The 15,786-nt window shown below is 42.0% G+C and carries 13 protein-coding genes; 1 reads left to right on the plus strand and 12 read right to left on the minus strand.

Features of this window, described 5'->3' with window-relative positions; all coding sequences use genetic code 11:
- Positions 1 to 81 precede the first annotated feature (81 nt).
- The 6 genes from CSV73_RS13615 to hprK all read right to left on the minus strand — a co-directional run bounded on the left by CSV73_RS13615 (position 82) and on the right by hprK (position 5,576).
- Complete coding sequence (locus tag CSV73_RS13615) at positions 82 to 1,605, minus strand: tetratricopeptide repeat protein (protein ID WP_085131587.1); 1,524 nt, start codon at positions 1,603 to 1,605, stop codon at positions 82 to 84.
- Positions 1,606 to 1,693: 88 nt separating this feature from the next.
- Complete coding sequence (locus CSV73_RS13620; protein WP_085131588.1) at positions 1,694 to 2,215, minus strand: acyltransferase; 522 nt, start codon at positions 2,213 to 2,215, stop codon at positions 1,694 to 1,696.
- Positions 2,212 to 2,868: a pyrophosphatase PpaX gene (gene ppaX / locus CSV73_RS13625; RefSeq protein WP_085131589.1), complete on the minus strand. Its 657-nt coding sequence runs from the start codon at positions 2,866 to 2,868 to the stop codon at positions 2,212 to 2,214. The genes CSV73_RS13620 and ppaX overlap by 4 nt, the downstream gene beginning before the upstream one ends.
- Positions 2,861 to 3,820: a nucleoside recognition domain-containing protein gene (locus CSV73_RS13630; protein WP_085131590.1), complete on the minus strand. Its 960-nt coding sequence runs from the start codon at positions 3,818 to 3,820 to the stop codon at positions 2,861 to 2,863. The genes ppaX and CSV73_RS13630 overlap by 8 nt, the downstream gene beginning before the upstream one ends.
- Entirely contained in the window at positions 3,804 to 4,625 is an 822-nt protein-coding gene (gene lgt / locus CSV73_RS13635) for a prolipoprotein diacylglyceryl transferase (protein ID WP_232319220.1), read from the minus strand. Before lgt ends, CSV73_RS13630 begins: the two co-directional genes overlap by 17 nt.
- A complete protein-coding gene (gene hprK / locus CSV73_RS13640; RefSeq protein ID WP_085131591.1) occupies positions 4,626 to 5,576 on the minus strand; it encodes an HPr(Ser) kinase/phosphatase in 951 nt (316 codons plus the stop codon). It lies immediately after the preceding gene.
- A 204-nt stretch (positions 5,577 to 5,780) separates the two neighbouring features.
- Between hprK and CSV73_RS13645 the strand changes: the two genes are divergently transcribed.
- Positions 5,781 to 6,332, plus strand: coding sequence for an N-acetylmuramoyl-L-alanine amidase (locus CSV73_RS13645; RefSeq protein WP_099627868.1), 552 nt, complete (start codon positions 5,781 to 5,783; stop codon positions 6,330 to 6,332).
- A gap of 720 nt (positions 6,333 to 7,052) precedes the next feature.
- Here the strand turns inward: CSV73_RS13645 and CSV73_RS13655 are convergent.
- From CSV73_RS13655 to CSV73_RS13680, 6 genes are all read right to left on the minus strand, one after another.
- Positions 7,053 to 8,144 carry a DUF4097 family beta strand repeat-containing protein gene (locus tag CSV73_RS13655; protein WP_099627870.1) on the minus strand — a complete coding sequence of 364 codons (1,092 nt, stop codon included), beginning with the start codon at positions 8,142 to 8,144 and terminating at the stop codon, positions 7,053 to 7,055.
- Between the two features lie 80 nt (positions 8,145 to 8,224).
- Positions 8,225 to 11,092 (minus strand): excinuclease ABC subunit UvrA, encoded by a 2,868-nt coding sequence (gene uvrA, locus CSV73_RS13660; protein ID WP_085131593.1) that lies wholly within the window; start codon positions 11,090 to 11,092, stop codon positions 8,225 to 8,227.
- Positions 11,093 to 11,099: 7 nt separating this feature from the next.
- Positions 11,100 to 13,082 carry an excinuclease ABC subunit UvrB gene (gene uvrB, locus CSV73_RS13665; RefSeq protein ID WP_085131594.1) on the minus strand — a complete coding sequence of 661 codons (1,983 nt, stop codon included), beginning with the start codon at positions 13,080 to 13,082 and terminating at the stop codon, positions 11,100 to 11,102.
- Positions 13,083 to 13,294: 212 nt separating this feature from the next.
- On the minus strand, positions 13,295 to 13,552 hold the full coding sequence (locus CSV73_RS13670) for an IDEAL domain-containing protein (protein WP_085131595.1): 258 nt from the start codon (positions 13,550 to 13,552) through the stop codon (positions 13,295 to 13,297).
- Positions 13,553 to 13,744: 192 nt separating this feature from the next.
- The gene (locus CSV73_RS13675; RefSeq protein WP_085131596.1) at positions 13,745 to 14,956 is read right to left on the minus strand and encodes an ABC transporter permease; all 1,212 of its coding nucleotides are present in this window, start codon (positions 14,954 to 14,956) and stop codon (positions 13,745 to 13,747) included.
- Entirely contained in the window at positions 14,940 to 15,686 is a 747-nt protein-coding gene (locus tag CSV73_RS13680; protein WP_085131597.1) for an ABC transporter ATP-binding protein, read from the minus strand. Before CSV73_RS13680 ends, CSV73_RS13675 begins: the two co-directional genes overlap by 17 nt.
- Between the last annotated feature and the right edge of the window lie 100 nt (positions 15,687 to 15,786).

Genomic DNA, 15,786 nt, shown 5'->3' on the forward strand with positions numbered 1-15,786 from the left:
CTGGCAGATAAAACTATCGCTATATAAAATCGTACGAGAATTACACTCGAATTTCAACTTAAATGCAACATCTACAAGTAGTTATTCTTTTGTATAAGGCAGAAATTGAAGCAGTTCCTGAATATACTTGGATAGCGTTGTAACGGATACACTATAGTTTTCAGCTATAGACTTCTTTGTCACTTTTTCGTCATGTGAAGATTGGAACATATAATCTGCAGCAGCAGCAATTGCTTGCACATTACTGAACATATATTTCTGTTCAAGCGCATTTTCACATAGCGTGAACCACATTTGAAAGAATTGTACACTTCGCTCATCAAGCGGTTTATATTCTTCATACAATAGATCACAAATAGCCAGCGCTTTTTTCAAAGCTTTTTCAAATGGATTAGTCACTTTGAATGAATAGTTCAGGCTGTGTGCTAAAAACAATTGTTCCGCAGCAGTCAATTTTTCAACATCTATATAGCCGGGATGTGAAAGGATTTCCTGTAAGTGTGACGACTTTCCTACTAAATACAAACCGAACATTCGCTCACTGCGATAAGGGTTCGAAATCTTTTCGATCAAGAACGGAACATCCTCTTCGTAAGAATCTATGTCCAATTCTTCATCCAATGACTTCCAAGGTTCGAATCCTTCTTTGGTAGGGTCCAATTTCAACAAGGCTTCATTTGCCTGTTCCGCGACTTTTCGGTGACCCGTAAAATATGCAGCATTAGCTAGCCAGAAGTAGTATCCGACATCTCCTTCAAATCCGCGTTTTTGCAGACTACGAAGCCAGTGGTACGCTTCTTCATAACGACCTGTCAACGCAAATGTCGCACCTAATTTATAGCGCTGTTCGAATTGATAGGGTTTGATCTTCGACAACAGCTCCATCATACTATTCAGACGCTTTTCATCCCGATTGTAATAAAAGAACACCGCCAAGTTACACAGCGCATGGATATTGCCTTTTTCTTCACGTAAGACATTGTACAGAATATCTTCCGCATGTTTCTCTTTACCAATATAAAAATACGCAAGAGCCAAATTATTATGAACCGCCCACGTTTTTGGATAATCCACTAATAAATCCTCAAGCACTTCAATGGCGTCTTCAAAATCCCCTTGCTCCATCATGCGACGCGCTTTTTCTTGCCGAAATATGACTTCCCCATCGAGCTGTTCGCCTTCTTCAACGAACATTTCTTCTTGATCCGCGAATTCAGAGATTTCATGGGCTTCTTCCACAAATACGCCATCTGGTGCTATAGCAACATATTTCAATGCATACTGCTTCGCTTCACGCAGTAGACCGAGATGTGCATGAACTTCCGCTAAATAGAAAGTCGTCTCTTCATTGTTTGGATCCAGGTCATCAGCTGTTTGTAGAAGTTCATAGGCATCTTCAAAGCGGCCGACTTCCATTATAAACACACCGTATTCCATATGTGTCAGTGCGTCATCTGGATTCAAATCCAATGCACGTTTATAATATTTTTCCGCATCCGAAAATTGTTCACGCTGCATAGCTTGCATCGCGCGTTTACGATAAAAATCACCGTCAGGAAGGAATGATATAATTTTATCTTTTATAAAACGTTGGTTGTTTTTCAATCGAACTCCTCCGAAAAAGTAAGAGGAACGTACTTGACGTCCCCCTGCAATGTATCCTCTAGTATATCACAACTACATGATCCGTCATTCATTTGCTTTCACGTGCTGCACGTTCCACCATTTGTTCGGCTGTATATATGATACGCACTGGATTACCGCCAGCAAATGTACCTGCCGGAATATCCTTATTGACGAGTGATGCAGCAGAAACAATGGCACCATCACCAATTTTAACACCCGGTAAAATTGTTGTATTGGCTCCAATCAGTACATTATTACCTATATCCACGTCTCCAATACGGTATTCATCTATCAAATATTCATGCGCTAAAATCGTCGTATTAAACCCAATTATGGAGTTTTCACCAACGGAGATTCGTTCCGGAAACATGACATCCGGTACAACCATCAGCGCAAAAGCGGTATGTTTTCCGACTTTCATCCGCAAGAACGTTCGATAAAGAACGTTTTTCCATGAAACAAACGGCGTATATCGCGCAATTTGGATGACGATAAAATTCTTAGCTACTTTAAAAATCGAGACCGTACGGTAAATATGCCAAAGTGAATTTGCATCTCCTTTGGAAGGATGCCGCTCTGTGCGTCTCATAGCTTAATTCCCGCAGTGATTTTAAGTAAGTCGGACATATGTTGCAACATGAAGTCAGGTTTGAATGTCTGCAAATATTCTTCCCCTTTTAACGCCCATGCAACTGCCGCAGTTCGTGTTCCCGCATTTTGTCCACCGAGTATATCGTGGAAGTTATCCCCGATCATGAGTGACTCTTCAGCTGTCCGATCAAGACGGCTCAATGCTAGTAAAATCGGCTCTGGATCCGGTTTAGGATTCGTTATATCATCCAGTCCAATCACCGTCTCAAAATAAGGTGCGATACCTAGAAGGTTGATCCCTCTTTCTACCATATCGCGCTTCTTTGTAGAAACGACTGCCATCTTCAAACCTAGATCATATAATTTACGAAGCGTATCTGTCACACCTTCGAATTCAGTTACATAATCGTCGTGATGAGCCAAATTCCATTCACGGTATTCTTCTACCAATTGGTCTGTCATATCAGGTGCAATCGAAGAAAATGTATCATGTAATGTAGGTCCGATAAACGGTAGCATCTCTTCTCGTTGGAAACGTCCAGGGAAATGTTTTTCCAATACATACTCGAAAGAAGAGAGTATTAACTCATTTGTATCTGCAAGCGTTCCGTCAAAATCAAATAGTAGTGTAGTAATCGGTTGATTAGTCAATAACGGCTTCCCCCTTCTCTCTCGGCTGCTTCCATAAAATACTCACTGTAATCGTCAGTACAATGGCGGTCACAAGCCGTATTATCAATAATGGCCAAATCGGTATACCGAGTGGCAGAAATAACAGTGTATCCTCAATCACCGCATGACATGCCATCAAGAAAATAAAGGCTAATGTAATATCTCGTTTTGACACACCATCTTCTCGCACTGCCTGAATCATGACGCCTGCACCGTATGCCAAACCAATTAATAATCCCGCAACGAGTGTCATCGACGCATTGGGTTTCACACCAATCATTTTTGTGAACGGTGCCAAGCCAGTAGAAAAACGCTCTAAATAATTACGGTCTTTCACATACTGCACAAACAACATTAATGGAATGACGATCAATGCCAGCTGCAAGACACCAAATGCTGCCTTTTCAAGTCCAAGCAAGAAAATCTGCACAAAGCCTTCCGGTACCACTTCCGCTTGTGGCGTTAGACCATATTGCGCGATTTCATTGCCGCCCGTCCAGAATAAATTGATCAGCACTCCAGCCAACACAGCCAATCCAAGTCGCACGACAAGTACTGTCCATAGTTTGACGCCTACTTTTATAGCGACGGCCGTTTCAATGAACAGATTATGCGCAAAACTGATCATAACAGCAATGATGAACACTTCTTTAACCGTTAATTCTAATGAAATGATACCGGCAATTCCAGCGTATAAGTTTAATGCATTGCCAAGCACGATGGGCACAGCTGCTTCACCACGCAAGCCAAAAAGATGCATAATCGGTTCAACCAATTGCACAAGCCAAGGCAAGATAGGCGTAAACTGCAAAATGGTTACAAGCAAAGTAATAGGAAAGATGATCTTACCGAGTGACCATGTCGTTTTGAATCCAACTTGCAAACCATTTTTCAACGTATTGGATAATGCGATTTTATTTTGATTTGTCATCATAGTTCTCTTTCACTTTCATTACATATCTACGATACAACAAGATGATAATACCTACGATAATTCCCGTTACAGATACTAACTGTGCTGCACGCAAACTTCCGATGACATAGAGACTATCCGTCCGCATCCCTTCGATGAAGAATCTGCCGATCGAATACCAGATGATGTAAAACAAGAATACTTCACCGCGTTTTATCTTCACCATTCTTCGGATAATTAAAATCAAAATGAGTCCGACCACATTCCATAACGACTCATATAAGAATGTCGGGTGATACGTTATACCCTCAATCGTCATTTGATTCATAATCCAATCAGGAATCACCGTATTTTCTTTGAACGCTTCTGAAACTGGTCCTCCATGAGCTTCCTGATTCATGAAGTTCCCCCAACGTCCGATAATTTGCCCAATCAATAAACCAGGTGCTGTAATATCTGCAACTTTCCAGAAAGATACCCCACGCTTCCTACAGAAAATCACTGCTGTAATGACCGCACCGATCAACGCACCGTGGATGGCAATTCCACCATTCCAAATTTGAATGATTTGTTCTGGATGATCACGATAATAATCCCATGTGAAAATAACATAGTAAATTCGTGCACTGATAATTGAAATGGGAATCGCCCAAATAAGCATGTCCGTTAGTAAGTCAGGGTGCATTCCCCGCTTCAGCATTTCTCGTTGAACTACCATAAACCCTAAAATAATTCCAAGCGCGATCAAAATACCGTACCAGCGAACTTCTAAGCTGCCAATACTGATCGCGACTGGGTTAATCGCTAGCATAGATACATTCACTTAGTCGCGCTCCTCTTCTTCTAATAGTTCCGCATTGTCTGCGATTGCTTGATCCAAACGCTTGGTAAATTCCTCTGCCGCATTAATTCCAAGACGTTTCATTCGATAATCCATCGCCGCTACTTCAATGATAACCGCGATATTCCGCCCTGGTCTAACGGGAACGGATAGTTTCGTAATTTGCGAATCCAGTATTTCTACCTTCTCTTCATCGATACCAAGACGATCATAATGCTTATTATCGTCCCAAATCTCTAAGTCGACCGCTAACAGTACACGCTTATCGTCTTTCACGGAACTCGCACCAAACAACGTCATCAAATCGATAATACCGACACCGCGAATTTCTAGCATATGCTTCAACAGTTTCGGTGACGTTCCGATTAAGATGTTATCGGATACTTGACGAATCTCAACAGAGTCATCCGCTACTAGTCTATGCCCTTTTTTAATAAGCTCTAACGCCGTTTCACTTTTTCCTACTCCACTACCTCCTGTTATTAAAACACCTACACCATACACATCGACTAGCACACCATGAACCGTCGTCATCGGAGCGAGTTGTCCGACCAAGTAATTCGTCAGCATTCCGGAAAACTGTGTAGTCTTATAATCCGTCCGGAGAACAGGAATGTTTTTCTCTTCTGCTAATTGGCTCAATTCTTTTGGACCTTCTTCGCCATGAGCAATAATGAATGCCGGCGTATCACCCGAACAAAGTCGCTCTAAACGCTTTCTTCGCGTAATGGCTGACAATGTTTCAAGGAAGGACATCTCCTTACGCCCGATCAACTGCACACGTTCGGCAGGATAATAATCAAAATAGCCAGCCATCTCAAGCCCCGGCCGTGAAATATCACTCATTAGGATCTGCTTATGAATGCCCGCGTGTCCAGCGATCAATTCCAATCCAAATCGGTTCATAATATCTTCTACTGTTAATTCACCCATGAAGTTCCTCACTTTCTGCTACGATGTACGTATACCGGCAGTCTTTTGCCGAATCATCGTTTCTTGCGCTTATGTACACATCATTCAAACCTATTTTACCATGAAGGAATTGAAAAGAAATGGATTACTTCTTGATCTACATTCTCTTTTTGTATCCTTTTCAAAAGTCTTCTCTATATAGAGGATAAAGGAGAGTGGACAGAATTGACACTAATCATTCTTGATGCGGGTCACGGACCAGATACACCCGGCAAAAGAACGCCTGATGGAAAACTTCGTGAATACGATTTTAATGCAGCTGTAGCTGTACTTGTCGGAGAGTTTTTAACGAAAGAGGGCATAACAGTAAAATATACACATGCGTCTACACGCGACGTACCACTAGGCGAACGAACGGCTTCAGCTAACCGTATGAGAGCGAATGCGTTTGTCTCGATTCACGCAAATGCTTTCGGCAATGGTTGGAATACGGCACAAGGGATTGAAACGTATATTTATCCGCAAGCAAGCAAAAGTTCCGCAGTGCTTGCCTCTGCAGTGCAAAAAGCTTTAATATCTGCTTGCCAGCGTCCCGACCGCGGCGTGAAGAAAGCAGATTTCGCGGTCCTGCGTGACACAAATATGCCGGCGATTTTAGTAGAGTGTGGTTTCATGTCGAACCAGACAGAGGCTACTCTATTGCAAAGTAAAACGTATCAACTCCAATGCGCACGAGCTATAGCTTTTGGGGTGTTGTGTTGGGAGTATGGGAGATGAATTGTGGGGGTGAGGGTGACGTGGGGCAATGAGCGGATATGGGGTATGATAGAGCGGTTACCGCGTAAGTATGAGCGGGTACGGATCAGGATTGAGCGGGTAGCTGTCTTGATAGAGCGCTTACGCAAGAACAATGAGCACTTAGACCAATATAATGAGCGCACGAGCGATTGTCTTCTCGACGAGGGGCAATGAGCGGATATGGGGTATGATAGAGCGGATATCGCGTAAGTATGAGCGGGTACAGAACAGGATTGAGCGGGTAGCTGTCTTCATAGAGCGCTTAGACCAATATAATGAGCGCACGAGCTATTGTCTTCTCTATGAGGAGGCAATGAGCGGATAGGAGTTATGATAGAGCGGTTATCGCGTAAGTATGAGCGGGTAAAGAACAGGATTGAGCGGGTAGTTGTCTTCATAGAGCGCTTACGCAAGAACAATGAGCGCTTAGACCAATATAATGAGCGCACGAGCTATTGCCTTCTCGATGAGGGGGCCATGAGCGGATATGGGGTATGATAGAGCGGTTATCGCGTAAGTATGAGCGAGTACAGAACAGGATTGAGCGAGTAGTTGTCTTCATAGAGCGCTTACGCAAGAACATAGAGCGCTTAGACCAATATAATGAGCGCACGAGCTATTATCCACTTTACATGCAAACCAAACACACAAAAACACCTGCACCGCCAAAAATGGCAATGCAGGTGTTTCATTAAGCTATCAATCCATATCGACCGTGTTATAGCGAACCATCACAGTTCCCGTCTTGGACTCACCAGTAACGTGCAACGGTTCTTTCATTGCATCCTCAACATTCTTGCTGAAGCGGATCGTACGGTGCAAGAATTGTTCCTGTTCTTCCACACGTGATACGTCCTTCAACTGTAAGTCTAGCTTACCCATGTTGGATGAAATCTCTCCCTTTAGACCTACAGTGGATGGGAAGTAAATTTCAACCGTACCGCTGATAGACTTGGCTTCTAATCTTCTTGCATCAGCAGATGACGTCGTCAATGTCACGTTTCCGTTTAGAGATTTTGCATCTACATCATTTACCGCGCCATCTACATAAACTCGACCATTTAATGTTTCGGCTTCTAGCTTTTCGCCAGTAACTTTTAACAAACGTACCAGACCGTTTGCGGTTTCTAGCTCTGCTTCATCGAATTTGATATCTGCACATTCAATTTTGCCATTTGCCGTTCTAATACGTAGATCTTTAAAATCCACGCCTTCTACTGAACATCCACCGTTCAACAAACGTACAGAGAGTTTACTATACGGTGTTGAAGTCGGTACGTATAGATCGACATTCACTTGTAACATCTTCAAGTCGCTTCCGATGCGCAACTTATTACCGTCTTTTACGAACAATAACTTTTCAAGGAACTGGCTAAGTGCACCTTCTTCAGAATCATGATTAAAATGCTTTACAGAGAACTTCGCCATGATCTCATCATTGTCTGAAGGATGAACTTCTACAGTACCATGATCGATATGGATGATGATTTCTTCAACATCTTCTACCGATTTACTTTCAGTATGTGTAAAGGAGACAGATTTGCTGAATGGTGCTTCGAAATCGAATTCTTTCACGCGGTGTACTGCCGTATCCATAAATCGCATGAAACGGTCACCTGCCGTGACGAATTCTTTGCGGATATCTTCGAAGAAAGCATCAGCTGATGAGCTCTCTTCTGCTGTTGCTTTTTCAGATTCTTTACCCATGGCTTCCAGTAACTTCAATGCTTCATCTGCTGTGATTTTACCTTCTTCAAGCATCGTTAGTATTCGTATGCGTTCATTTTGCATTTCCTGATTCCTCCTCGTTTTGACCAATCTTTTCAGTAGCTATCTATTTATACGGTTCTGCGGAACAAAAGTTTCATTTTCTATTTCTTTACTACTTTTTTTATTTGTTCTTTCATCCGATTTCGATCTCTTTCTAAGATGGTCTTCAAATATTTACCCGTGTAGGACTCTTTGACTTCTGCTATCGCTTCGGGTGTCCCCGTTGCCACAATTTCTCCGCCTTTGTCTCCGCCTTCCGGACCGATATCAATTATATAATCGACTGTCTTAATGACATCTAAATTATGTTCAATAACGAGAACTGTGTTCCCCCCATCAACTAGACGTTGAAGAACTTCAAGTAACTTGGCAATGTCATGTACATGCAAACCTGTTGTCGGCTCGTCCAAAATATAAAACGATTTACCTGTGGAACGTTTATGCAGTTCGGAAGCCAATTTCACACGTTGGGCTTCCCCACCCGACAATGTCGTTGCAGGTTGACCTAATTGAACATAACCTAAACCTACATCAACAATCGTCTGCAATTTACGATGAATTTTCGGGATATTCTCGAAAAACACCACTGCATATTCCACTGTCATCGCCAATACATCCGCAATATTCTTTCCTTTATACTTTACTTCCAGTGTTTCCCGGTTATATCGTTTGCCGTGACATACTTCGCACGGTACATATACATCCGGAAGGAAATGCATTTCGATTTTGATGATTCCATCTCCGCGGCATGCTTCACACCGTCCACCCTTGACATTGAAACTAAAGCGACCTTTTTTATAGCCACGGACTTTCGCTTCATTCGTCATTGCAAAAACATCACGTATATCGTCAAAGACGCCTGTATACGTAGCGGGATTGGACCGTGGTGTACGACCGATTGGTGATTGATCGATATCGATAATCTTCTCCAAATGTTCCACACCACTGATACTATCGAATTTTCCAGGTCGTTGTTTGGATCGATTCAATTTCTGAGCCAAAGTTTTATGCAAAATATCATTGACCAACGTACTCTTACCTGAACCGGATACTCCAGTGACTGCGATAAATTGGCCGAGAGGAAATTCTGCATCAATATGCTTCAAGTTGTTCTCTGAAGCACCTTTGACGATAATGCTTCGCTCATCACGTGATCTTCGTTCAATCGGAAGTGGAATAAATTTCTTTCCGCTTAAATATTGTCCAGTCAGCGATTTCTTGTTTTTCATAACTTTCGCGGGAGTACCTGCAGCTACCACTTCTCCTCCTGCTACACCAGCGCCAGGACCGATATCAATTAAATAGTCTGCAGCCATCATCGTGTCTTCATCATGTTCTACGACAATCAACGTATTTCCGATATCTCGCATACTTTGGAGCGTGCCAATCAATCTGTCATTATCACGCTGGTGAAGCCCAATGGAAGGTTCATCCAGTATATATAGAACACCCGTCAAACGTGATCCAATTTGTGTAGCTAAACGAATTCGTTGTGCCTCTCCGCCAGATAATGTTCCCGCTGAACGAGATAGATTCAGATAGTCAAGACCGACGTTTACCAAGAAACCTAAACGCTCTTGGATTTCTTTTAGGATCATATCTGCGATTTGCGTGTCTTTTTCAGAAAGAATTAGTTCCTCGAAAAATTTGGTTGTTTCAACAATCGAGCGTTCTGTTATTTTCCCGATATGCTGTCCATTCACTAACACCGATAGTGATTCAGGCTTTAAGCGGTAGCCTGTACAAGTAGGACATGACTTTTCCGTCATATATTTACCCATCTGCTCGCGGATATAGTCTGATGATGTCTCATGATAACGACGTTCAACGTTGCGCAAAACACCTTCGAAATAAATATCACTATCGCGGGTATTACCGAATTCATTTGTATAGCGGAAGCGAATCTTCTCTTTTTTCGATCCTAACATCAGTTTTTCAATGTCCGAGTCAGCTAATTCACTAACCGGTACATCCATCGGGATTTTGTAGTGCTTCGCAATCGTCTTAAGAAGTTCTGGATAATATTGTGAACTCGTTGGCTCCCATGGTGCAATAGCATGTTCTTTTAGCGTTAGGTCACTATTTGGGATGACTAAGTCTGGATCGACTTCAAGTTTCATACCAAGTCCGTCACATTCGGGACAAGCGCCAAATGGACTGTTGAATGAAAACATGCGCGGCTCCAGTTCGCCAATAGAGAATCCACAAATAGGACACGCGTGGTGTTCACTGAAAAACAGTTCTTCTTCACCGATTACATCGACCAGAACATTACCGTCGGCTAATCGCAAGGCAGATTCCAATGAGTCACTTAAACGTGTTTCAACGCCTTCTTTCATGACAATTCGATCGATGACGATTTCAATCGTATGTTTTTTATTTTTATCTAGCTCTATATTATCATCTAAATCAATCGTTTCACCGTTGACCCGAACACGCACATACCCTTGTCTTTTGATATCTTCAAATAATTTAGCATGCGTCCCTTTACGTTCTGAAATAATAGGAGCCAAAATTTGAATTCGCGTACGCTCAGGCAACTGAACTACACGATCCACCATCTGTTGAATCGTCTGCGTAGAAATTTCAATGCCATGGTACGGACAATGTGGCTTCCCAACTCTCGCATATAATAAACGCAAGTAGTCATAGATTTCTGTCACCGTTCCTACAGTAGACCGCGGATTTTTACTCGTTGTCTTTTGATCAATGGAAATAGCGGGCGACAGTCCTTCTATTGAATCCACGTCTGGTTTATCCATTTGTCCAAGGAACTGACGCGCATATGCGGATAATGATTCCACATAGCGGCGCTGTCCTTCCGCGTAGATCGTATCAAAAGCCAATGAGGATTTTCCAGACCCCGATAGACCCGTAAGCACTACTAGTTTATCGCGTGGTATCTTCACGGTAATGTCCCTCAGGTTGTTTGCTCTCGCTCCCTGTATTACAAGTTCTTTATTTTTCATGCGGACTCTACCTTTCTGCTTTCAGTTCTAGTACGGTATCGCGTAACTCTGCAGCTCTTTCGAAGTCCAAAGCTTTTGCTGCATCTTTCATTTCCTTTTCCAATTTGGTTAGCAATAAGCCTTTCTCGTCTTTCGATAACTTCTTGCCGTTCGTCACCTTTTGCAAATACGATTCCGTTTCTTCAGCCACTTGAGTGGCACGAATCAATTCACGTATCGGTTTGACAATTGTCGTTGGCGTTATACCATGTTTTTCATTATAAGCTATCTGAATTTCACGACGACGTTCCGTTTCATCAATAGCTTTCCTCATAGAATCTGTTATTTTATCCGCGTACATAATGACGCGTCCTTCTGAGTTACGTGCTGCACGACCAATTGTCTGGATCAACGCACGTTCCGAACGCAAGAATCCTTCTTTATCCGCATCCAAAATCGTGACTAATGAAACTTCTGGGATATCGATGCCTTCACGCAGCAAGTTGATTCCGATCAGTACGTCATACGTTCCGACACGCAACTCACGAATAATTTCTGTCCGTTCCAATGTCTTGACGTCCGAATGGAGATACTGCACTTTAATCCCAATATCTTTTAAATAATCCGTCAAATCTTCTGACATTTTTTTCGTGAGAGTTGTAATCAAGACACGTTCATTTCGCTCGATTCGAAGATGTATTTCATCCAATAAGTTATCAATTTGTCCCTCAATTGGACGCACTTCAATGATTGGATCGAGTAATCCTGTAGGACGTATAATCTGTTCTACCATCACGTCTGTATGCTCAATTTCATAAGGGCCTGGAGTGGCTGAAATATACATCGCCTGTCGAATATGTTTTTCAAATTCTTCGAACATTAATGGACGGTTGTCCAATGCGGACGGCAAGCGGAAACCATGCTCCACCAATACCTTTTTACGCGCTTGGTCTCCATTGTACATACCGCGAATCTGTGGCAACGATACGTGACTCTCATCTACGACAATCAAAAAGTCGTCAGGGAAATAATCCAGCAACGTATAGGGAGTTGCACCTGCTTCACGCAACGTCAAATGCCTAGAATAGTTCTCAATACCGGAACAGAAGCCCATCTCCCGCATCATTTCTAAATCATAGCGCGTCCGTTGTTCCAAGCGTTGCGCTTCCAATAACTTATCGTTATCACGTAAATATTTCAGCTGTTCTTCCAATTCTATTTCAATATTCTCAATCGCTTTTAATAGCTTTTCTTCGCGTGTAACGAAGTGAGATCCAGGGAAAATAGCTACGTGATCACGATCACCGATGACTTCACCCGTTAAGGCATCCACTTCACGGATTCGTTCAATTTCATCTCCGAAAAACTCGAGACGTATACAACGCTCGTCACGTGCCACCGGGAAGACTTCGACTACATCGCCTCTCACACGGAACGTCCCACGTGTGAAATTAATATCATTGCGTTCGTACTGAATATCCACTAGCGTACGCAAAAGTTGATTACGCGGTATTTCCATTCCCTTGCGCAATGAAAAAACCATGTCATTATATTCTTCTGGTGAACCCAGACCGTAAATACACGAAACGGATGCCACAATTAATACATCATTTCGTTCGAATAAAGCACTCGTTGCGGAGTGGCGAAGTTTATCGATTTCATCATTGATCGATGAATCTTTTTCAATGAAAGTATCGGTTTGCGGTACATACGCTTCCGGTTGATAAAAGTCATAGAAGCTGACAAAGTATTCTACTGCATTATCTGGGAAAAACTCTTTGAACTCGCTATATAATTGACCAGCCAACGTTTTATTGTGGGCGATGACCAGTGTAGGTTTATTGATCTCCGTCAGTACATTAGAAACAGTAAATGTTTTACCCGTTCCCGTTGCACCAAGTAATGTTTGATGTTTCTTGCCTTCTTTTATGCCGTTAACAAGGCTGTTGATCGCTTTTGGCTGATCTCCTTGCGGCGTATATGGTGCTTGCAATTGAAATGTTTCGTTCAAATGGTTCCACTCCTCTTCTTAAACACCTGTCCTTCTATTTTACCACAACTACTGTTTTTTCTAAAGAAATAACGAACGTACGTTTTAAGCTAACTCTCTATGTACTTTATTGTACCCTTGTACTTTGGGAAAGAAACTTACAGCTAGGACATTCTATACAATAAAAAACACTGCCAGGATTTTTCCCTAGCAGTGTCTATGAATAAATTAAATTAGTTGGTTTTAAGTTCATATCCATGTTCTTGTGACATGTCGAGTAATTGTTGTGTATACAGGTCGAATGCTTCTTTGTCATTTTGATCTAGCGCATCGTCAATCAATAGCATGATTCGCGATTGTGTTTGTTCCCAATGAATGTGTTGTAGAAACAGATCCCAATAGATTTCGTTCAGCAGCTTTTCTGCTTGGAGAGAAGTGCTATTACTACCTACCGCTTTCAAAAATTCAGCATATGAGTTGTTATTATTCATCTCTCTCACCCCTGATACCTTTTAGTAATTATATATGCAATGGAATACAAATTGCAACCATCAATCTAACTATTCGAACTTTTGAATTATCTTAAAGTAGTTAGAAGAATATTTACTAGGTACATATATTCAGCCAACATGGAGACAAAAATTAAATTACTGACTTAAGTACAACTTCACTATTGCGTATTATCATATTTCTTTCATTTGCTCTTTGGTCAATCGAATCGTCGCTTCACCTACAATGAGTGCTATAGCCGCGATTAGGAGTGGTGTGACACTTAGTCCATACAACGGTAATGCCGCCAGTAATAGAATAATTGCTTGTAGCCAAATTAACTTTCGGACTAATGAACGGACTGCTTTGATTTGAGATTTTTCATGTTCTTCAGGATACAGCTGATCCATAGTGAACTCGTCGCCACCTTCAAGTGCCAATATTAACTGAACAGCAGTCGCAAACGCCAATGCCCCTACAAAGATGAACGATACAATCGGTAACGGTATTAAGAACGCACCCAATGCAGCCAACGCCGTTAATCTAACCCACAACCAAAACGTATCATCTGTACGAATGAATGTCCTGACGATTAAGTATTTTTGTACATCTTTGCGCTTGAACGTAGAACGTTTCATAGCCATCTTTAACCAGCTACGCTTACTCACTGATCCAACCAGATGCGGAACTTCCGTGAAGTAATTCGCAAATCGATAGAAACGCATCATACGATTTTGTTCCAATTCAATAAACTGCTCATACGGAAACGGATAATGTGTAGCTTGTTTTTCCCAAAACTTCGCATAGAGCATGGCGATAAGAATTCCGATAAAGATTGTCACTGTACTCCATGTAAGCGCAAATTGAATCGTGAGAAATGTTAAAACCAGTCGCAGAACACGATCCGGCCAAACGAAAGCATGATTCGCAATACGGACGTTGTATTCAGTCCCTACAAACAAGCCTTTAAAGGCAACGATCATCAACATAATGAGTATATAATCAGTGCCCGTCCCCACTTCTGTTGCCTTCAACAATGGCAATGCAATGACCATAGCAATCAACGGCAAAGGGAGTTGTGAAAACGACGACCAAGTGATGGAGCGTCTCATATAGCTCGGCAATTGATTTTCTAATGGTAGAAAAAAAACAATATCTGCCGGCTTTAGTAACGTGGTCGGTGCAGCTTTCATTAACAAGAGCGCAATAACTACGGATACGATGAAGACAGAAGGGAACGAAACAGGCACTTCTTTCAACCACTCACTATATGCATAGCCCCCGGCTCCAATAGCGAACATGAAAACGATAGCCAAATGTCCAGTGAATACATAGCGCATATACTTCTGTAGTTCATTGATGTAATGGAAGAACCGCTGTCCCCAGATTTCATGCATGTTGTTCATAGTCAGTTTCCTCAGTCATTGCAATATATAAGTCATCAAGTGTTGCATCTGGTCGTCCGAACGCTTTGCGCAAGTCGTCCATCGTCCCATTCGCACGTACTCGCCCTTCGTGCAATAAAATAATACGATCACAATACTTCTCAGCCGTCGCCAATACGTGAGTCGACATCAAAATAGAAGCACCCGCATTTTTTCGTTCAATGATTTGATCAAGCAAAGCGCGAATCGCCAACGGATCTAATCCGACGAATGGCTCATCGATAATATATAATTTCGGTTCAACCAAAAAAGCACACATGATCATCACTTTCTGCCGCATACCTTTAGAAAAGTGAGCCGGAAACCACTTTAAACGCTTTTCCATACGGAACTCTTTTAGTAATTGTTCGGTACGTATTTCAAATTGCTGCTTGTCCAGTCCATATGCCATCGCAGTCAGTTCCAAATGTTCTTGTAATGTAAGTTCTTCGTATAATACCGGTGTCTCTGGAATATAACTGAATGATTGGCGGTAATGTTCTTTATCACTAAACGTCGCCCCGTCAATTTTGATTATTCCTTCAAGTGGATTCATCACACCGATAATATGTTTAATTGTCGTACTTTTTCCTGCGCCATTTAGACCGATTAATCCGACCAGTTCCCCCTCTTCTAGCTGAAATGAAAGGTCATGTAAAACAGGCTTGCGCGTATAACCACCCGTAACGTGTTCAAGTTCTAGGATTGCCATTATATTTCCCCCTATCTTCTGTTATTATTTTAGCAAAGAAATTGTAAAATTGCTTTATCCGCCTTCGTTAACTATCTGAAAATATGCTACAATACATCCA

It is taken from the genome of Sporosarcina sp. P1, assembly GCF_002743155.1.
Taxonomy (GTDB): domain Bacteria; phylum Bacillota; class Bacilli; order Bacillales_A; family Planococcaceae; genus Sporosarcina; species Sporosarcina ureae_B.